Genomic DNA, 19,870 nt, shown 5'->3' on the forward strand with positions numbered 1-19,870 from the left:
CGAGGAGACTGCATGTCCAAGCCACCGCTTCCCGAGGCCGCGATCGCCATGCTCCGGAAGCCGAACCCGGCCGTGATGACCACGCTTCGCAACGGTGGTCAACCGGTGTCCGCCGCCACCTGGTACCTGTGGGAGGACGGCCGGATCCTGGTGAACCTGGACGAGAGCCGCCGCCGGTTGGAGCACATCCGCAACGACCCGCGGGTGTCCCTGACCGTGCTCGACGAGGCCGGCTGGTACACCCATGTCAGCATCGTCGGGCACGTCGCCGAGCTGCGCGCCGACGAGGACCTGGCGGACATCGACAGGTTGTCCCTGCACTACACGGGCAACGCGTACCCGCGGCGCGAGCGCGCCCGGGTCAGTGCCCTGATCGAGATCGACAGGTGGCACGGTTGGGGTTCGCTCAAGGACAACGACCAGGTCGGCTGACGGCTGACTCTTGACCGTGGAGGGTGATCGGCTTAACTTCATCAATCAGATAAGTGTCTTTACTGATTGTGCGTCCACCCGACGTGGGAGTGTGCCGATGCGACAACTCCGCCACCGCCGTCTCACCGCCGTCGTCGCCCTGGCGACCCTGCTGATCACCGCCAGCCCGCCCACCGCCGCCAGCGCCGCCGAGCACCAGCAGCGCCGCACCGGCTACCACCGGGTCGGCTACTTCACTCAGTGGGGCATCTACGGGCGGGCCTTCCCGGTCAAGAAGCTCGACACCTCCGGGGCGGCGAGCCGCCTCACCCACGTCAACTACGCCTTCGGCAACGTCAGCGAGGACGGACGCTGCTACCTGGACGGCGGGCCGGGCGAGGGCGACGCCTGGGCCGACTACCAGCGACCGGTCCCCGCCGAGGAGAGCGTCGACGGCGTCGCCGACGCCCCCGGCCAGGCGCTCAACGGCAACTTCGGCCAACTCGCCAAACTGAAGGCCAAGCACCCCCAACTCCAGGTGCTGATCTCGCTGGGCGGCTGGAGCTGGTCGACGTACTTCTCGAACGCCGCCCGCACCGACGCCTCCCGCCGGGCGTTCGTCGCGTCCTGCGTCGACCTCTACCTCAGGGGCAACCTCCCGGGCGCCCCGGGCGCCGCCGCCGGCGTCTTCGACGGCATCGACCTGGACTGGGAGTGGCCCAACTGGGCGGGTGAGCCCGGCAACGTCATCCGCCCGGAGGACCGGGAGAACTTCACGAAGCTGCTGGCCGAGTTCCGCCGGCAGCTCGACGCGTACGGGCGCACGACCCGGGCGCACCACCCGCTGACCGCGTTCCTGCCCGCCAACCCGGCCACCATGGACGCCGGCTACGAGGGCCGCAAGATCTTCACGTACCTGGACTTCGCCACCGTGCAGGGGTACGACTTCCACGGCGGCTGGGAGGCGGTGGCCAACCAGCAGTCGGCGCTGCGCGTACCGGCGGGATCACCGGACAACCCGGACTTCTCCGTCGAGGTGGCCGTCGACGGCTGGATCGCCCGGGGCGCGCCGCGGGACAAGCTCGTTCTCGGCATCCCGTACTACGGCCGGGGCTGGACCGGCGTCACCGGCGGCGGCAACGGCCTCTTCGGGCCGGCCGCCGGGCCCGCACCGGCCACCTTCGAGGCCGGCTACGAGGACTACAAGAAGCTCAGGACCCTGGCCGGCAACGGCTACGCCGTGCACCGCGACCTGCGCGCCGGGCACGCCTGGCTCTTCGACGGTACGACGTTCTGGACGTACGACGACCCGGCGGTCGTGTTGCAGAAGACGCTCTACATCCGCCGGGCCGGTCTGGGTGGCGCGATGATCTGGTCGCTGGACGGGGACGACGACAACGCCACGCTCACCAGGACCATCGGCCTCGGCCTCACCACCTGGTAGGCGTATTCGATCCACCCGGCCCGCCGCCGGCCGACTCCTCGGCTGGCGGCGGGCCGGCGGGACCGTGCCGGCAACTGCCGCTGCGTCACGCCGTCGGGATGCTGTTACCCGACGTGCCGAGGTGGACGTCGACATCGGCGGGCTCGGTCATCTGGTCGTACGCCTTGGTTCTGAGCCGGTTGGTCTGCAGCTCGCCGTCGAGCAGCGCCGCCCGCAGAGCCTCCGCGTCCGCGATCTCCTTGCTGGTCACCGCGTCGGCCGCGGTCGTCGCACCCTGCACGACCTCCAGGTGAGTGCCGTCGGTGGGCATCAGCTCGGCCCACCTGGCCAGGCAGTAGACCCGCTCCGGCACCTCCTGGCACTCGCTGGTCAGGTCCGGCATCTCGTCACCGGTGCCGAGGTGGCTGGTGCGAAACGCGCCCAGTTCGTCGACGAACGCGGCCAGTTGCTGCTCCACCGCCGGCGCGAGCCGGGTCGCCACGACCTTGCCGAAGATCCACCGCAGCGCCGCCAGCTCCATACCGGCCCGCACCGGGAGGTAGAGCTTTGCCCAGCTGGCATTGAGGAAGTCACTCGGGTCGCGCTCGGGGGCGCGGGCCTCGCCGGCCGACCACCAACCGGGGTACGACACGAACGAGGCGCGCTCCCAGTCGAAGACGCGGTGCCAGAACTCGATCTCCCACGCCTCGTCCCGCACACTGGCCGGGAAGTGCGCCTCGACGATCTGCGAGACCATCTCGTTGACCGGCGAGAAGCCGCTGCGCAGGCGCGCCTCGAACTCGTCCGCGGCCTCCGCGGCTGCCGCCAGCGCCGCGTCGCGCCTGTCCTGCCAGTCCTGCAGGTCGGTCAGATAGCCCGCGACCAGCGCGTTGTAGGCGGCGTCGTCGGCGTTCTCGGCGACAGGCGTCGGGGTACGCCGGAACGTGGCGGCGAGCTGCACGTCGGCGCCGGGCCCGGCGAGCCAGCTCGCCGCGCCGACGTGGATGCGTACCCGCAGCGCCGGCTGACCGTCGGCGTCGGTGACCACCGGAACGCCGACCACCCGAGCCGCGATGCCGGACGGCGGCCGGCGAGTGATCAGGGTGAGGTTCTGCCGAATGGTCTCGATGTCGCCGTCCCACTCCCAACCGCTGTCGAAGACGACGTCGATGTCGTAGTCGGCGCTCATGTCGCCGGTGAATCCCCACTTGTCGAGTGTGACCACCGGGGAGTGGATGGTGCGGGTCTCCACGGCGGCCGGCACGCCGGGCGCCGGGGGCACCGGCTTGACCGGCATGGTGGGCAGCGCGGCGAGAGCGTTGTCTCTGATCCGCTGGCGCCCGTCGGTGATCTTCTTGGCGAACGCCAGCGCCGGGTCCTTCACCGTCGGCGCCCAGCACACCCGGGCGCCGTACCGCTCGTGGGCCAGCTCCAGCCGTTGCAGCACCTTGAAGTAGTGCAGCGTGATCGGCGTTGCCCGGTTGGGATTGCGGACGGTCCGCTTCGAGGTCGACTCCATGCCGGTCTCGCTGACCAGCTTGAAGTCGGTCCGGTGCTGGGTGCGGTAGCGGGCGGCGACCTTGGACGTGGCGGTCTGACTGTCCTTGACCGCACGGCGACTGGTCTCCTGGCTGGCCGCCGTCACGCTGCGCGTGTAGCCGATCGTGTGGCTGGCGTTGAAGGTGCCCCAGACGCCGGTCGGGCTGGTGTACTGGCCGGTGTGGCTGGCGTTGAGCCCCCAGGTGTCGGTGAGTGACTTCTGCCGCTCGAAGCCCTCCTGCAGTTCCGTGGTGAGCGCGCTGGTCAGCTCGACGTCGGTCTGCTTCTCCGTCTCGTCCTGCTCCTCCAGCGTCAGCTCGCGCTTGGTGTAGGTGCGCTGTTCCAGCACCGCCTCCTCGCCGGGCGCAAGCGCCAGCGCGTAGACGTGCTCGCCGAGCGCGAAGCCCACCGGCCGGATCCGGGTCCGGTCGAGGAACGCGATGCCCACGTCGGACTGGAGCAGACCGGCGACGAACTCCGCCTCCTGGTCACCGAGGAGGCTCTGGCGCCGGGCCGCTGGCTCACGGTTGGTCATGCCCGAGTCCTGCCCCGGCAGCGCCGCCTCGGCGGCGTCCATGTCGTTGGCCTTCCACAGCCCCGACAGGCCGAGTTCCTTGAGCAGGTGCGGCAGCCGGTCGGAGGAGAGCCCGCCGTACCGCATCGCCTCGATCAGCGCCTGCTTGACGTAGAACGGCAGCAGGGGCGTCTCGCCGTCGTCGAAGGTGAGTTGGACCGGCACGAAGTAGTTGGAGTAGACGTAGCGGTCGGAGTGCGCGGTGCTGAACCCCAGCGTCGCCAGATCCGCGTCGGCGACGACGACTTCACCCATCGGTGCTCCTCTAGAGTGGCAGTTTGAACAGGGTTTGCAGGCCCTGGTAGGTCATCTCGTGCGAGGTGACGAAGAACCCGGGAAACAACTGGCTGAGGGCGGCCTGACGGACGACTGTCTCCCGCACGGCGTGCGCCGTCAGCTCCTCCAGGCCGGCGACGACCTCCGCCGGCACCCCGCCCTTCCTGGCCCGCTGGTAGGCGTCCGCGATCGCCTCCCAGCGACCGTCGAACGCCTCGCCGAGGTCGTCGGCGACAGTGCCCCACGTCTTCTCGAAGCGCTCCAGCTTCGTCGACGCGGTCCAGTCCACGTTTGTGACCCGGGCCGCCTCGGAGTCGACCAACAGCAGGTCGCTGCGAAGCTCACCGACGGTCGTGGACGCCTTCCACCCGAACCGCTCGGCGAGGTGGGTGGCCAACGCCTTCTCCGCGCCGGCCGCGGACGGGCTCCGGGTGAACCCGACGAGGCGCAGCAGCAGGTCCCGGTCCGGGTGGCTGAGCAGGAGCTGGGCGACCGTCTGCCGGAGCACCGCGTCGGAGCCGCGCAGGGCCGCGGCCAGCTCCGGGTTGGCCGCGCGGACCGCCTCGACGACGGTGGCGAGCGACTTCTCCGCGAACGGCTGCAACCCCGGTGAGCGAGCGACCAACTGGGCGGTCTCGGCCGCCATCCGCCGGTGCACCTGTTGGCCGAGCCGCCAGGGTTGCGCCTGCCCGGCCTTGCGCAGCGCGCGGAACTCCTCGTACGCGGCGGTCTGCAACGCCCGGTTGAACACGGTGGTCAGGCGCTGCTCGAGCTGGCGGGCGATGGCGGCCCGCACCGCGGCGGCCCCGATGTCGCGGGGGGTCTTGGGCGGTTTGAGCTCGCGCAGGTCCTCGACTCGCTTGATGATCTCGTCGAGCGCCTGGTCCAGCTCCGCTCGGCTGGCCGAGCGACCGGCCGACGACACCGTCTCCGACATGCACGCCATCAGGACCGGCTTGCCGTCGGCGCTGATCAGCGCGCTGAGCCGGGCGCCCGCACCCGCCCCGGCGAACGCCTCGGCGTGCGCGGCCTGGTTGAACACGGTCAGGGTCAGCTCGGCGTCGACAAGCAGCGTCCGGCCCTGCCGGAACAACGCGTCGAGCACCTTCGGCGGAAACAGGGTACGCAGCACGGCCAGCCCTACCTGCGGCGTGGCCAGCAGTGCCGCCCGGCCGATCGCGACGAGCAGCGCGGCGATCTGGGTGGTCAGGAGACGGACCTCGGCGGCGGCCTCCCGGGCACCCACGATCAGCAGCGGCACGTACCGGATCGCGGCGCGCACCGCCACGCCACCGAGTAGCCGGACCAGGTGGACCAGGCCGGTGAGCACCTGGAACAGGTCGCCGGCGATCCGGCCGAGCAGCCGGCCGGCAGCGAACGGGTCGAGATCCTCCAGGTGTCGTCCGAATTCCGCCGCCCAGCCGCGCCAGAGCGTCAGCAGCCGCTCGGGCACGGTGCTCGGGTCCAGCGCGGCCACGACGCCGGCCAGCGCCTCGCGGACGACGGTGGCCTGCTCGGCAAGACGGTGCAGACCGGCGCGGGGGTCCACGGTGAGCACGATCAGGGTGGTCATCTGCTCCTGCTGGAGGCGACCGACCAACTGCACGAGTTTGCCGAGGTCGACCACCACCGTCGCGAACGACTCCCCGACGCCCACCAGGAAGCCGTCGAGGAACAGCTTGGGATTGACGCCGCTCCAGGCCGCGTAGTGGCGCATCGCGTCGAGCAGCGCGGGGTCGAGGCCGAGCAGGAACCGGCGGAACGCGCCGTCGGTGTCGACGTCGGAGGCCGCCAGGTCGAAGAACTCCTCGGCCAGCCTGAGCCTCGCCAGCATCGCGACCAGGTCCCAGACGTTGTCGGCGGAGATCCGGCCGGTCATCGCCTGCAACACCCGGTCGCGGGTCATCGAGCGGGTGGCGTGCGCGTCCATCCAGTACCGCACGGTCAGCGCGACGAACTCCACCCGCGGATCCTGGGTACGTACGCCGTAGACCGCCGCCCGGTTCTCGGCGGACACCCGCGGCACACTGAACCAGTCCTGGATCATGACGGTCTCGCCCGTCGGCTGCCCCACCTTCCCCACCTCCTCCGGCGCAGTGCACTGTCCGGGCAAGGGGATTCGGGCGGTAGCGCTGGGTCGAGAACCCGACATCACTCCACTTCGGAGTGGGTTGCCGGGTGTCCGCGCAGGGATCGATATCGGTCAGGTTCGTCCGGCGGACCGTCGGCCCGTGAACGACCCTGGGGTGCGGGCGGCGCGGTCGACCGGGTCGGGCGGCTCAGCTGTCGTTCGTCTTGGCAGACGGTTGGCGATCGGCCAGCGCGCGCACGGCGGCCTCGATGAGCGCGGTCACCTGGTCCATGTCACGAGCACGGTGTACGTCCACCTCGGCCGTCCAACCGTCGGGCCGGGCGAGCCGCACCGTCACGTCGTCGCGGCGGTGGACGAGCCAGCCGGCGACCGCCTGCACCAGCACCATGGCGGCGCCCGCGTCGTCGACCGCCACCCGCAGCGAGTCCGTGCCGTCTGCCGGCGACTCACCAGCGGACGGCTCACCGGCCGGCGTCTGACCGGTCGGCGTCTGACTGGTCGGCGTCGAGGTCACCCCGTCGCGCAGCCGATCCTCGGCGCGCAGCCAGGACGCCAGCGAGCGCCGCGCATCGGCGGACGGCCGATCAGGATGGACCGAAAGCGTGATCATCTCTGGCACGTGTCCTCCTCCCCAGACGACGACGAGCTGCCACCATCCTGCCACTCCGCGTCGGAACCGGCACGCCGTGTAGTCAACACCGTCGATCGGACCTTGACCACGTGTCGAACGGTTCATAGGCTCCGGCCACTGCGAGGCTTTCCCCGAGAAGGGAACCCGATACATGGCCCCATCGATGCGCTCGTTCTGGACGGTCCCCCCGAGACGGCTGGCGGGCATCGCCACGATCGCGCTCCTGCTCGGCCTGACTCCCCTGCTCGGCGGCACGCCGGCCGCGAGCGCCGCGCGGCCCGCACCGTGCCGCGACGACCCGACCGCACGGTTGGCCACGGTGCCCGCACCGGAGGCCGTGTTCGGCTTCCCGCTCGGCGTGGGCCAGGAACGGGTCGTCACCAACGAGGAGGTCCGCACCTACCTGACGGCTGTCGACAGCGCCTCGGACCGGGTCGTCACCGGAGTGCTGGCCACGAGCGTGGCCGGGCAACCCCTGCCGTACGCGGTGGTGTCCAACGAACGGCACGTCCGGCCGTCCGCCCTGCGCAAGATCGCCGACGACGTACGGGACCTGCGTGATCCCCGTCGGACCAGCGCGCGGACCGCCGCCCGGACGGCGAAGGACAGCCCGGCCATCGTCTGGGTCACCGCGAACGTGCACGGCGGCGAGAAGAGTGGCACCGACGCGGCCCTCAAGACGCTGTACGAGTTGGCGGCGGGCCTGTCCTGCGAGGTCGCCCGGCGCAACGACAACCTGGTCACCGTCATCGTCCCGACCCAGAACCCGGACGGTCGCGACGCGACCCGCCGGCAGAACGAGTTCGGCTTCGACCTGAACCGGGACTGGTTCGCCCGCACCCAGCAGGAGACCGACGGCAAACTCGAACTGCTGCGCCGCTACCCGCCGCAGGTCTTCGTCGACGCCCACGAGATGGGCGGCAAGCAGTACTTCTTCCCGCCCAACGCCGACCCGATCCACCACGAGATCGCCGGCGAGGCGGTGGACTGGATCAACCGGATCGGCGAGGCCAACAAGGCCGGCTTCGGCTACAACGGCGCCTGCGACGACACCGCCTTCACCGAGTGCTACTTCAACTACGACACGTACGACCTGTTCTTCATGGGTTACGGCGACACCGTGCCGACCACCGGCTTTGGCGCGGCCGGCATGACCTACGAGAAGGGCAGCGCGTCGGCGGTCGCCGACCGGGTCCAGCAGCAGTTCCACACCCAGTGGTCGACGCTGGGTTGGGCCGCCGCCAACAAGCGCGAGGTGCTCGACGGCTACTTCGACATCTGGACCGACGCCCTCGCCCAGGGCCGGGCGGGCACCCTCGAACCGAACGAGGTCGTGCAGCCCACGAACGAGGTCCAGTTCCCGGTGCCCGACCTCAAGATCCGCTCGTACTTCCTGCTGCCGGATCGGCAGCTCGCCGACGTCCGCCAGCTCGTCGAGCGGCTGCGCCGGATGGACGTCGAGGTGTACGAGGTGCAGACACCGACCCGGGTGCCGACCGCACGCGTCTTCGGCGGCCGGAGCGCCACGAACGTGACGGTGCCCAGGGGCGCGTACTGGATCCCGATGGACCAGCCGCAGAAGCACTGGATCCAGGCCATCATGGGCGAGGATCCGTACACGCCGTTCCCCTACTTCTACGACGTGTCGTCCTGGAGCAACCCGCTGCTGATGGGTGTCTCCACCATCTACACCGGCGACAACGTCCGACCGAAGGCCCAGCTCGTCCGCGCGATAGCCGGCGGCCGGACCGCCCCGGCGTGGCCGTGGGGCTCGTACACGTACCGGCTCGACTCGGCAGCCGCCGCGGAGCTGACGTTCGGCCTGCTCGGTCGCGGCGTGCCGCTCACGCGCAGCGCGGACAGCAGCCTGGTGGCCCTGCCGGCGAAGACGCTGACCCGGGAGATCGACCAGCTCGCCACCTCGCTCGGGGTGAACCTGGCACCGGGCGGTCCAGCCACCGGTACGCCCGTGACCCTGCCCGACGTGGGGCTGTTCCAGGGCACCGGCATCTCCACCACCTCCGGCTCGCACGGCGAGGCCCGTTACGTGCTCGGCAAGCGGTGGGGGCTCGACCTCACCCCGGTCACCACTGCCGACATCAACGACAACACCGAGGCGTTCACCGGTCGTACCGTGCTGGTGGTGCCGGACGGCAGCAGCGCGACAGGCGGTCTGACCGCCGCCGGCCAGGCCAACCTGCGTGCCTGGATCGCCCAGGGCCACACCTACGTCGGGCTGCGCAACGAGGGCACCCGGCTGGCCCGCGCGGCCGGGCTCACCTCCACCACCGAGAAGACCAGGCCGGCCGACTATGTGGTGATCGGCTCGCACCTGCGGGTCGACGTGGACACCACCAGCCCGGTCGCCCTGGGTCGCCCGGCGGAGGACTTCGAGTTCAACAACAGCGACCCGATCCTCAACCCGAGCACCACCGGCACGAACGTGCTCAGCTACCCGACGGGTGACACGTTCTGGGCCAACGGCTACACCGTCGGCGCGGACACCCTGAAGGGCACGGCGGCAGTCGTCGACGAGCCGACCGGCGCCGGTCGGGCGGTGCTGTTCGCGTTCAATCCGCTCTTCCGGGCGTACAACGAGAACGGCCTGCACCTGGTGGCCAACGCGCTGCTCTACCCGGCGGGCGCACCGGACGCCCGGCGCTCCGCCGGGGTCGACCCGGCGCGCGCCAGCGCCGCCGCCGCGCCGGTCACGCCGGACCTCGGCGGCGGGTGGCGGCCGATCACCGTCGAGGTCGCGGCCAGTGACCTGCCGCGCACCCGGGCCATCGTCGAACGCTTCACCACCGACGCACGGACGTCCGCGAAGGACAGCTCGGCGTACGTCGTGATCCCCAACCCGCAGGGCCTCCAGGTCGACGAACACCCGTTCGCGAGGGACCTGGTACGCGCGCTGCGCGACGCAAAGGTGCCGGTGCGGTCGGTGGTCGGCTGACGATCCCGCACCGCGAAAGCGCCCGTCCCCGTGGTTGGGGGCGGGCGCTTCGGCGTGTGCTGGGGGACGGTTACGACCGCCGGGTGACCTCGGTGACGAACGCGCGCCAGGCCGCCGGCCCGAAGACAAGCGCCGGCCCGGTCGGGTCCTTGGAGTCCCGCACACCGACGATGCCGGGCAGGTTGTCCGCAACCTCGACGCAGTTGCCGCCACCAGAGCCGCTGCGGGTGGACGTGCGCCACGTAGCGCCGGTCAGGTCCATGACGTCACCACGTCCTTCATCAGCTCGATCGACTGACGGCGGGGAAGAGCTTCACTGCGAACCATTTCCCACCTCGACATGAGAGTATCCACCTCGTCGTCGCGGTCGATGACGACCCCGCCGAGCTGGTTCTCCATCTCCCCCACCCATTTGTGCTCCGGCAGCCGGGCCAGGCTGAACGGCCCGGTCAGGCCAACGTGCATGCTGACCTCGTCCGGCAGCAGGTGAACGCTGATGTTCGGCCGCTCCGCGAGGGCGGTCAACTGCTTGATCTGCCCCGCCATTATGTCGCGGAACTCCGCACCGGCGCGGCGAAGCACCGCCTCGGCGATGACCGCGACCAGGTGCGGGGCGTTTGCCTTAGTGAGGATCGCCTGCCGGTCGATCCGGTGCGCCAGCCGCTTCTCGACCTCGTCATCGCTCAGCGTCTCGTTGCAGCGGATAACGGCCCGGCCGTAGCTCTCGGTCTGGAGCAGGCCCGGAACCAGAGTCGGTTGGAAAGACCTGAGCTGCGTCGCGGTGCGCTCGGCGTCAAGCCACGGCAGGAACCAGGATGGTGCGCCCAGCTCCGCCACCATGCGCTGGAACAGACCGCCGTTCTTGACCGCCCGGTCCGCGCCCTTGATGAAGTCCATCGTCAACGCTCGCGTCTCACTCTCCACGGCACTGACATGGGAGGCGCTGAAACCGGCGCCCCGGCCGAAAGCCTCCTGCGTCATCCCGGCGGCCCCTCGGGACCGGCGGATCTCGTTCACGATGAAAGCGGCGAGCGGGTGCGGTAAGTCGGCCATGCAAAGCTCCCCAAACCGGAAGATCGACTACTCATGCCACTGACGGCGTGCGTTCGCCAGCTCGACCCGATCGAGCGAAACGCCTCCCGAGCGTAAGGGTCTCCACAGCAGAGTGTCACCACCGACGCGGCCAGCGCGGACCCAAGTCCCGGCAGAGGCGTCCGCACCGGGCCGTCAGCGATCATCGGCGCAGATCTTGGACACTTTCCGTTCGCGCGGCGGGCTGTGTCCAAGATCTGGTGATGCGGCGGCGACCTGCGTCGTGCGGCGGCCCCTCGGCCCGGCGGATCTCATTCACGATGATCGCCACGAGGGCGTGCGGCGCGTCGGCCACGCGACGTTCCCCGACCTGCTGTCCCGGGAAGCTACGTAGCTGATGTCGCCGACCAGTCACGCCTGCGGTGACGGGTGCGCAGGTTCCGAGGAGAGCTTGTCCGGGTCGAGGATCAGGTCGATGGCAGTGATGCGATCGCCGTGAATGGTGACGCCGACAACGGCGACGAGCCTGCCGCGCCGGTCGCGGGCGACGACGCCGGCGAGCCCGTTGACCAGCGCGGGAGCGCAGAGGCGCGCGAATCGTGGTCCCGCGTCGGCGGCGCGGGCGGCCACGGCGTGGGCGCCGGTGAGCAGGGCGGGTGCGAGCCGCGCTCGGCGTCCGTGGTCGGCACGGAGCACCACGTCGGGGTCCAGCAGGGCCAGCAGTGCGTCGAAGTCACCGGCGCGGGCGGCGGCCAGAAACGCGTCGACGACATGTCGCTGGGCGGGCAGACCTGCCCTGGGCTGCGAGGCGTGGTCGCGCAGTCGTCGGCGGGCGCGGCTGGCCAGTTGCCTCGTGGCCGCTGGTGTACGCCCCACGACTGCGGCCACCTGCTCGAACGGCATACCGAACATGTCGTGCAACACGACCGCGAGCCGCTCGGCGGGTTCGAGGCTGTCCAGCACCACAAGCAACGCGATGCCGACCGCGTCCGTGTGCAGGCTGGCTGCCTCCGGATCACCGTACTCGCTGACCAGCGGCTCCCAGGTGGCGCCGAAGAACTCGCGGCGCGCCTGCCGGGCCCGAAGCATGTCGATGCACACCCGGCCGACGAGCGTTGTCAGCCAGGCCGCGGGATTGGTGATCGTGGCCGGGTCGGTGCGCGTGGTGCGCAGCCACGCCTCCTGCAGCGCGTCGTCGACCTCGGTCGCCGATCCCAGCAGCCGGTAGGCGACCGACCGCAGACGCGGGCGGTGCTGTGCGAACTGCTCCACGAACCACTGTTGGTCGTCCATCTCGTCTATCTCCCGAACGCTTCCCGCCGCAGCATCGCCCAGAGTGTCGGGGCGCCGTCCGCGGTGGTGACAGCCACGGTCCGCTTGACCCACGCCGTGTCGCCAGCCTGGGCCAACAGGCAGGCCGCCAGGTCCGCGCGGCTGGTGAAGATGCCGTCGGAGCGATTCTCGGAGAGCCGGTAGCGGGTGATGGTGTCGCCGTCGAACAGCCCCGACGGGCGCACGATCGTCCAGTCGAGGTCGCTGTCGCGCACCAACGCCTCCATGGCGCGCATGTCGTCGTAGGTGGTACTGCCGATGGTGGCGGTGACCAACGGCTGGATGACGCGGTTGAGGAGGAAACCACCCTCGGCGTGGTGATGTGGCTCGGTGGCGCTGGAACTGACCACCACGAGCCGCCGCACACTCTCGCGGCGCATCGCCGCCAGGATCGTCGCGGTACTGCGGCTGTAGAGCAGAACCGGTTGCCGGGTGAACGGCACTCCGAGCGTCGACAGCACCACCTCGGCGCCGCCCAACGGGGCGTCCACTGTGAGATCGGCCGCCACCACCTCCAGGCCGGGACCGCTGACCGGGAACGACTGCGGCTGCCGGGTGACCGCCCGTACCTCATGGCCGGCGGCCAACGCCTGCTGTACGAGGCGACGGCCCGTGCCCCCGTTCGCGCCTAGGACGACGATACGCATCTGGTGTGCTCCCCTTCGAGATGGTCTGTCGAAGGGAACGTCGATCCACGTGGTTCGTCTGTGACAAACCGCAGGTCACGGCGATGGACGTACGGGTGACTAGGGCGCGGCCACCTGCATCGACACCGGCGTACGGCCGGCGGCGAGGTAGCCCCGACCGGGCGGGCCGGTGAGGTACTGGTCGGGTTCCAGAGTGATGTTGTGGGCCACCGCCGCCGACCGGTTGCCCGGGGCCAGCACGAGACGTGTCCCCGCCATCACGATCGCGTTGACCAGACGGGTGAGCGGGCTGGGAAAACCGGTCAGCAGGGGGGCGGCGTCCGCGGTGACGACCAGGGCCCGCTGCCCGCGCGCGGCGGGGCTGCTGATGTCGTCGAGCAGCGTGGGGCTGCTCGCGAAGCCCTGTTCGCTGGGCAGCACGGTGATACGGTCGACGTCGTCGATGACCACCGCGTACGGCTCGTCCCCGAACGCGGCGGCGGCCTCGCGCAGGTCGCTGTCCCGGAACGTGACACCGGTGAGCACCCGAAGCCCGGCGTCGTCGGGGAGCAGCTTCGGCAACGGGGACTGGGGCGGGGCGACAGCGAGTACGCCGATCCCCCGCCGCCGCAGCGCGTGCGCCACGGTGGCCGCCGCGGTGGTGCGGCCCGTCCCGCCGGCGCCGGAGATCAGCAACAGGTGCGAGTCGGCGTGGAACAGGTCGATGCCCACCGTGGTGTGGTCCGGCCCGCCGATGCCCAGCGGTATCCAGGTGGACGGCGCCCCGGTGTCGGCACTCGAGGAGAGCGCGGCCAGGTCGATGCGCGCGGGCAGGGCGGGGAACCGCCGGGGCAGCGGGTGCGCGGGTGTGTCGTGCGGCGCGACGGCGTCGGCTCCCGTCGGTAGGCACACCTGCACGTGCCGGCCGCTGCCGGCGTCGATGGCCCGTCCGGGCAGGATCTGTGGGCTGGCCATGCCGGTCTGCAACTGCATCCGGCGCGTCTCCTCCTTGGGAAACGGTAGGAGCAGCCGTCGGTTGTAGAGCGTCGGCAGCCGGTGGTTGAGCATGTCCTGGCCGCCGAGCGGCACCACGTGCACGCCGAGCGGAGCGCCCGCGGTGATGACGCCCCGCAGGGTGACGAGCAGTGACGTCTCGACGAAGGCGGGGTCGCTGTGGTCCTCGAAGTGCTCCCACCCGTCGACGACGACGACGATGTGCGGGCGGGGGCCGTCCGACGGAGGCACCGTCGCGGCGCGGCGTTGCACCTCCTGATCCAGCCAGGTGACCAGGCGACGGATCCGGTCCGGCTCGGCCGCCGAGAGGACCCCGCCGCAGTGCGGCAGCGCCGCGTACTCGGCCAGGCCCGCCGGGTGCCGTTCCACCACGTACAGGTGGGCCTGGTCGGGTCGGAAGCGGGCGGCCAGTCCGGTGATCAGGGTGCGGGCGAACGTCGTACGCCCGGACTGCGGGCCACCGGCGACGAGCAGGCGGTCGACTCCGGCCAGGTCGAGGTAGTCCGCCGGCTGCGCCTGCCGTGCCGGGTCGTCGGCCAGGCCGAAGGGCACGGCGGTCGCCGGCGCGGCGGCCGTCCACCGCGACGGCAGCTCGTCCACCGTCAGGGTGGCCGGCAGCGGGGGCAGAATCGGTCGGAAGGGCGCCGACAGCCCGGACCGACCGGCGGCGTCCTCGATCGCGGCGATGACGCGTTCCTGGTCGGTGGGCCCCGCGCCGGCCGTCTGCGCCGCGACGGGCCGAGGGGCGCCGAGGTCGGTCGGGGCCAGGACGCGCACGGCGGCCGGGGCTGCACCACCGCTGGGCGGGGGGTCGCCGAGGTAGCCCGACTGGAACGGCTGTGGGATCCGGGTCTCGGCGGTGGTGCACAGGATCATGCCGCGCCCCCGCAACGCGCCCGGGATGGTGGCGGCGTCGGGGACTCCGAGCACCTCCGTGCTGTCCGCCGGCTCGTTCTGGCGAAGGCTGATCCGCAGCGACACGTTGTTCTTCAACTCGGGCGACAGTTTGCCCTGCAACGACTGGGTGGCCAGCACGAGGTGCATGCCCAGCGACCGCCCCTTCGCGGCGACGTTCACCAGCTCCTTGACGAAGTCGGGTACGGCGTCGAGCACCCGCCCGAACTCGTCGAAGATCATCACCAGCCGGGGCAGCGGCGGCAGGTCCGCCCCCGCCAGGCGCTTCTGCCAGTACCTGTCGATCTCCCCGTCGTACCGGGCCAGCAGGGACTCCCGGCGGCTCACCTCGGCCCGGATCGAGGCGAGCACCCGGGCCGCCGCCGCGTCGTCGAACACGTCGGCGGGAGTCTCGCCGGTGGACCGGATGAGGGAGACGACGTGCGGACACCGTTCGAAGGGCAGAAACGCGCTGCCGCCCTTGAAGTCGACAAGCACCAGGTTGAGTTCGTCCGGCCGGTTCGCCAGCAGCAACGACGTGACGAGGGTCTGCAGCAGGATGCTCTTGCCTGCGCCCGTCGCACCGCCCAACATGGTGTGCGGTCCCTGGCCGGCGAGATCGACGTACACCGGGCCGGTGGCGTCCGCGCCGAGCACGACGCGGGTCCGTGGGCCCCGCCCCCGCTCCCAGAGCGCGCGCACGTCGTTGCCGGTGGGCGCGCCGAGGTCCAGGAGGTCGAGCAGACGCACCGCGCCGGGGATGGCGTTCTGGGCCGCGCCGAGTGTCGCCCGGTCGCGCATCGGCGCCAACGCCCGCGCCAGCCGCTCGGCGGTCGTCGCGTCGAGGCGGTCGACCCAGACCGTCGTCGCCGGGCCGTGCGGACTGCTGGTGAGCTGCGCCGAGTCACCCGCGGTCTCGATCAGACCCCGGCACTCGTTCATGCTGTGCCGGTCGGCGCAGATGAGATAGACCCCGACCGCCGGCCCCTCCCGCAACACCTCGTCCATGCCGGACAGGTCCCGTAGCGCCAACGCGCCGTCGAGGACGACGACCACGTCGTCGAACTGCTGCGGGCCGCGTTCGGCACGCCGCGACGCGATGAGGGTACGCAGCTCCCGTACCCGGTCGGCCCGGGTGGCGGTGGTGTTGCCGACCCGGCAGGGAAACGACGTCGTCTCGCCCGCGTCGACGTGCGGCAGCCAACGCGCCCAGGCCAGTCGGCCCGCCGCGTCGGCGCTGAGCAGCACGATCCGCAGGTCGTCAGGGCCGCGCAGGGTGGCCAACTGGACCAGCAACCACCGCAGGACGGCGTGCACCGGCTCGTCGTCACCTGTCACACCGAGCACTCCGACGGCACGCAGGTCCACGGTGACCGGGACGGCCGACAGCTTCGGGGGCTGGAAATCCGGCCAGGGCTCACCGCGTACGGTCACCGACGCCAGCTCGTCGGCGACCCCGACCCGCAGCGCCAGTGCGTGCGGGGAGTCCGCCCGGCGCGTCCACAGATCGGAGCGGGCCCCCCTGGCGATGTCGACGATCTCGGCGCGGCTCGGGGCGAGCGCCCGGCGTGCCTGCTGCTCGGCGGTGACCTGGGTGGCGATCGTCGCCTCGACGACCTTGCGCGCCGCGGTAAACTCGGCCTCGCGCTCGGCGTCCTGCTTCTTCTGTGCGGACTGGTGCAGCAGCAACCCCCCGATGGAGACCGCCGCGCCGAGCAACAGGATGGGTGACTGGGTGAGCAGAGCGGCCCCCACGGAACCCGCGGCGCCCAACAGGTAGGCGGCCACCACGGGACCCCTGGTCATGCTCGGTTGGATCGGCAGGGTCACGTCGGCGGTGGGGACCACCGGGGCGCGGCCGAAGGCGCGGTCGAAGTCGAGTCGACCGTCCGGGGCTCGGACGAGTCGCCGCGCCCCGGCCGGCACCGGGGTCCACCGCAGCTCGTTGCCGCCGATCTGGAGCACTGTGGTCGGCGAGACGGCGGTCCGCTCGGCGATCCGCACACCGTCGACGTACGTGCCGTTGCTCGATCCGCCGTCGGTGACCGTGGCCGTGCCGTCCGGTGCCACGTCCAGCAGCGCGTGCGTGTTCCGGGAGACGTCGGTGTCCCGCAGTGGCAGCGCCGCCGCGGAACGACGAGCTATCGGGTGGGCCCCGGGGCGCAGCGCGACGGCCAGGCCAGCGTCCGGGCCGTCCAGCACCTCCAGCACACCCGTCGCGCCAGCCGTGGCCAGGCGACCGACCGGCCCGGGGCCGCCCACGCTGATCACCGAGCCGCTGAGCAGCGGACTGTCGCCCAGGCTCGCGGCCGGGTCCAACGCGACGGCCCCGACGAAGCAGCGACGACCGGCCACGGAGGCGGGCAGCGCGGCGAGCACAGACCGCACGCTGCTGGTGGGCGCGGCGATCACCTCGACGTCGTGCGCGGTCCCGGTGCCGGGATCCCACACGGTCAACCGCAGGATCATGACTGTGCCCTCACCTGTCCGAGCCGTACGTCCACAGTTGCAGCCCCGCGTCCCCGCCCAGGGCGGCAGCTCCGGCGGGGCTGAGCGCCACCACGTCGGACGCCAGGTCGGTGCCGGTGAAAGGTCCGGGCCGGTAGGTGTGCACCGTCCGGCCGGTGGTCGTACGCCAGATCCGGACCTCGTCCCGGCGGACGGTGACGAAGAGGTCGTCCGGGCCGAATGCCGTGGCACCGGGAGTGCCGGCCTCGCTGACCAGGGTGGCGAGGATCCGGTTGGGGCCCGTGCTGCGGATCAGCACCTCACCGTCGCCCGTGACCTCCGCCCACGGCGTCACCGGTCCGTCGATGCGGGCCGCGTCCTGGCCGCTGGTGGTCTCGAAGGCGCGCAGGGAACCCCGCTGGTCGAGCGTCATGAGCACCCGGCCGTCCTGGCTCAAGCGGATGGTCTCGACGTCCGCCTGTCGGGTGGCCACGTCGATGCGGCTGTCCGGAGACAACAGGGGCCACACCTTGACCTCGCCGTGGCCGAGGGCCGCCATGCTGGTGCCCTGCGGGGTGAACAGCAGGGTGGAGACGCCGCGCCCGACGGTCAGCGTGGTCGTGTTCTGCAGGTTGGCGACGTTCCAGAGCTTGACGACGCCGTCCTCCCCACCGCTGGCGAGGGTCTTGCCGTCCGGGCTGAAGGCCAGCACGTTGATCCTGTTGGTGTGCCCCGGAACGACGACCGTGGCCCTACGGTCGGCGACGTTCCACAGCGTGATGCCGAACGTGGCGGTGTTCGCACTGGCGAGGGTCTTGCCGTCCGGGCTGAACGCCACCGCGCTGACGGGGTCGTCGCCCAGGGCCACCAGCGCCGCCTGCCGCTGGTGGAGGTAGAGGTGACCGCCCCCGATCAGGCCGGCCACCACCACGAAGCACAGCACCGCCCACGGCCGCCGAGAGCCGAGTGGCCGGAGGGCACGCGGTGACCAACCCGGCAGCTCGCGCGACCGTTCGGCGATCCGGACGTCGCTCGGCGCGGCGGCCCGCAGTGTGTCGACCACCCGCGCCGGGTTGACACCGACGACGTCGCCGACGACCCAGACCGGCTTCTTGCCGGCCTCTTCGTGGAGAACGCCGGTGCGCCTCCAGACGTCGGTGGTGGAGGCCGGCACGCCACCTGTCAGCTCGATGCCGATCCTGGGCTTCTCAGCTCCTGACCACACCGCGATGCTGGGCACGTCCTTCCACAGCACCTCCTGCGGTGATCCGCCACCATGTTCGAAGCGCACCGAACGGCTGCCCACACTCAGCTTGCCGTGCGGAGGATCGACGATGCTCCGCAGCATCAGGACCCCCGCCAGCGGTGGCAGGAGTACGGCGGGGAAGACCGTCCATTCCGGCAGGCCGACGACAAACACCAGGTTGGCGACCAGGAGGGTGACCCAGAGCAGGGCGGCGAGAAAGGCCAGGCGGGCGGCGATGTTGATCCTGCGTACGCGCTCCGGCACCGCGACCACGAAGCCGGTCGTCGACGAGCCGGTCGACCGGGTCGCCGCCGGTCGCCGGCGAGGTGGTGCGGGGCCGCCCGGCTGCGCGGTCGTGGCCTGCCGCTCCCAGGCCTCACCCTCTGCCTCGGGGTCGCCGCCGGCAGGACCGGGCCGTTCGGCGGCGGGGCTGTCCCGCCGGCCGGTGGCGACCGCGCTGACCGGGACGCCGAGGAGCGCACGGGCCTGCTCGACGGTGAGCCGTTGGGCCACGTCCCGCGTGAGCAGGCCGGCGATCACCGTGGACAGTGGTTCGTCGCAGCGGATGGCCGGCAGGTCGTCGTAGAGGACGGCGTGCAGGGTGGCCGCGGTGGAGGGCCCCTCGAACGGAAGCTCACCGGTGACGGCCTGGGCGAGGGTCACACCCACCGACCACAGGTCGGCTGCCGGCGTGGGGTCGGTGCCGTGGAACAGCTCGGGCGCGAGGTAGCCGGTCGACCCCATCATCCCCTGACGGGTCAGGCGAGCGTCCCCCACAGCCCGTGCGATGCCGAAGTCGAGCAACTTCACCTCGTCACCCGGCAGCACCATGATGTTGCCGGGCTTGACGTCCCGATGCACCACACCTACCGAATGCGCCGCCTGCAAGGCGTCGAGCACGCGTACCGCGATGGCCGTCACCCGCTCCGGTGACAGCGCCCCCTCCCGGTCGAGGAGATCGGCGAGCGTCGGGGCGTCCACCAGCTCCGTCACGATGTAGGCGGCCTCGTCGTCGGCCGTCGCCGGCACGAGATCGTAGACCGCGACGACGGCCGGATGGTTGATCCGTCCGGCGGTGCGCGCCTCACGTAACGCCCGCTCGCCGAACAGCCCGCGCTCCTCGCCGGGCAGGCCGAGCGGGGCGCGGATCTCCTTGACGGCGACCGTGCGCCCGATCAGCTCGTCGCTCCCCCGCCAGACCACCCCCATGCCGCCCCGACCGAGGACGCTCTCCAGCCGGTAGCGCCCGGCGACGAGACGCTGCGCCGGCTGCGGATCTGGCACCCTCGTGCTCCTTGCCATCGTCCACGGAAGTCGGTGCGAACCATACTCCGATCGGTTGCGCGGCAACGTCCGTCCACAGTGACGTCAGTCAACGC

12 protein-coding genes are annotated in these 19,870 nt (G+C 71.4%); 3 read left to right on the plus strand and 9 right to left on the minus strand.

Annotated features, from left to right (window positions below; translation table 11 throughout):
* Positions 1-12: 12 nt before the first annotated feature.
* Positions 13-432, plus strand: coding sequence for a PPOX class F420-dependent oxidoreductase (locus ACGFH8_RS00085; protein ID WP_393360932.1), 420 nt, complete (start codon positions 13-15; stop codon positions 430-432).
* Between the two features lie 97 nt (positions 433-529).
* Positions 530-1,855: a glycoside hydrolase family 18 protein gene (locus tag ACGFH8_RS00090; protein WP_393360935.1), complete on the plus strand. Its 1,326-nt coding sequence runs from the start codon at positions 530-532 to the stop codon at positions 1,853-1,855.
* Positions 1,856-1,940: 85 nt separating this feature from the next.
* Here the strand turns inward: ACGFH8_RS00090 and ACGFH8_RS00095 are convergent, their stop codons facing one another.
* The 3 genes from ACGFH8_RS00095 to ACGFH8_RS00105 form a co-directional block, all read right to left on the minus strand.
* Positions 1,941-4,202: a hypothetical protein gene (locus ACGFH8_RS00095; RefSeq protein WP_393360938.1), complete on the minus strand. Its 2,262-nt coding sequence runs from the start codon at positions 4,200-4,202 to the stop codon at positions 1,941-1,943.
* A gap of 10 nt (positions 4,203-4,212) precedes the next feature.
* Positions 4,213-6,297: a hypothetical protein gene (locus ACGFH8_RS00100; RefSeq protein WP_393360941.1), complete on the minus strand. Its 2,085-nt coding sequence runs from the start codon at positions 6,295-6,297 to the stop codon at positions 4,213-4,215.
* Positions 6,298-6,502: 205 nt separating this feature from the next.
* Entirely contained in the window at positions 6,503-6,925 is a 423-nt protein-coding gene (locus tag ACGFH8_RS00105; protein ID WP_393364388.1) for a hypothetical protein, read from the minus strand.
* Between the two features lie 172 nt (positions 6,926-7,097).
* Here ACGFH8_RS00105 and ACGFH8_RS00110 point away from each other — a divergent pair, with 172 nt between their 5' ends.
* Positions 7,098-9,899 carry a M14 family zinc carboxypeptidase gene (locus ACGFH8_RS00110; protein ID WP_393360944.1) on the plus strand — a complete coding sequence of 934 codons (2,802 nt, stop codon included), beginning with the start codon at positions 7,098-7,100 and terminating at the stop codon, positions 9,897-9,899.
* A 70-nt stretch (positions 9,900-9,969) separates the two neighbouring features.
* Here ACGFH8_RS00110 and ACGFH8_RS00115 read toward each other — a convergent pair whose 3' ends face one another.
* The 6 genes from ACGFH8_RS00115 to ACGFH8_RS00140 form a co-directional block, all read right to left on the minus strand.
* The gene (locus ACGFH8_RS00115) at positions 9,970-10,161 is read right to left on the minus strand and encodes a DUF397 domain-containing protein (RefSeq protein WP_393360947.1); all 192 of its coding nucleotides are present in this window, start codon (positions 10,159-10,161) and stop codon (positions 9,970-9,972) included.
* Positions 10,152-10,952, minus strand: coding sequence for a helix-turn-helix transcriptional regulator (locus ACGFH8_RS00120; RefSeq protein ID WP_393360950.1), 801 nt, complete (start codon positions 10,950-10,952; stop codon positions 10,152-10,154). Before ACGFH8_RS00120 ends, ACGFH8_RS00115 begins: the two co-directional genes overlap by 10 nt.
* Positions 10,953-11,342: 390 nt before the next feature.
* Positions 11,343-12,224, minus strand: a complete 882-nt coding sequence (locus ACGFH8_RS00125) for a sigma-70 family RNA polymerase sigma factor (protein WP_393360953.1) — start codon at positions 12,222-12,224, stop codon at positions 11,343-11,345.
* Between the two features lie 5 nt (positions 12,225-12,229).
* Positions 12,230-12,910, minus strand: a complete 681-nt coding sequence (locus tag ACGFH8_RS00130; protein WP_393360955.1) for an NAD(P)-dependent oxidoreductase — start codon at positions 12,908-12,910, stop codon at positions 12,230-12,232.
* A gap of 99 nt (positions 12,911-13,009) precedes the next feature.
* Positions 13,010-17,266, minus strand: coding sequence for an FtsK/SpoIIIE domain-containing protein (locus ACGFH8_RS00135; RefSeq protein ID WP_393360958.1), 4,257 nt, complete (start codon positions 17,264-17,266; stop codon positions 13,010-13,012).
* 10 nt (positions 17,267-17,276) lie between these two features.
* Complete coding sequence (locus ACGFH8_RS00140) at positions 17,277-19,775, minus strand: WD40 repeat domain-containing serine/threonine protein kinase (RefSeq protein ID WP_393360961.1); 2,499 nt, start codon at positions 19,773-19,775, stop codon at positions 17,277-17,279.
* Positions 19,776-19,870 lie beyond the last annotated feature (95 nt).

The organism is Micromonospora sp. NPDC049175 (assembly GCF_043197345.1).
Classification (GTDB): Bacteria; Actinomycetota; Actinomycetes; order Mycobacteriales; family Micromonosporaceae; genus Micromonospora.

Bases quoted from the DNA above. Each gene is read 5' to 3' on its own strand.
- ACGFH8_RS00085 (WP_393360932.1), top strand. From the start codon at position 13: ATGTCCAAGCCACCGCTTCCCGAGGCCGCGATCGCCATGCTCCGGAAG.
- ACGFH8_RS00090 (WP_393360935.1), top strand. From the start codon at position 530: ATGCGACAACTCCGCCACCGCCGTCTCACCGCCGTCGTCGCCCTGGCG.
- ACGFH8_RS00095 (WP_393360938.1), bottom strand. From the start codon at position 4,202: ATGGGTGAAGTCGTCGTCGCCGACGCGGATCTGGCGACGCTGGGGTTC.
- ACGFH8_RS00105 (WP_393364388.1), bottom strand. From the start codon at position 6,925: ATGATCACGCTTTCGGTCCATCCTGATCGGCCGTCCGCCGATGCGCGG.
- ACGFH8_RS00110 (WP_393360944.1), top strand. From the start codon at position 7,098: ATGGCCCCATCGATGCGCTCGTTCTGGACGGTCCCCCCGAGACGGCTG.
- ACGFH8_RS00115 (WP_393360947.1), bottom strand. From the start codon at position 10,161: ATGGACCTGACCGGCGCTACGTGGCGCACGTCCACCCGCAGCGGCTCT.
- ACGFH8_RS00120 (WP_393360950.1), bottom strand. From the start codon at position 10,952: ATGGCCGACTTACCGCACCCGCTCGCCGCTTTCATCGTGAACGAGATC.
- ACGFH8_RS00125 (WP_393360953.1), bottom strand. From the start codon at position 12,224: ATGGACGACCAACAGTGGTTCGTGGAGCAGTTCGCACAGCACCGCCCG.
- ACGFH8_RS00130 (WP_393360955.1), bottom strand. From the start codon at position 12,910: ATGCGTATCGTCGTCCTAGGCGCGAACGGGGGCACGGGCCGTCGCCTC.
- ACGFH8_RS00135 (WP_393360958.1), bottom strand. From the start codon at position 17,266: ATGATCCTGCGGTTGACCGTGTGGGATCCCGGCACCGGGACCGCGCAC.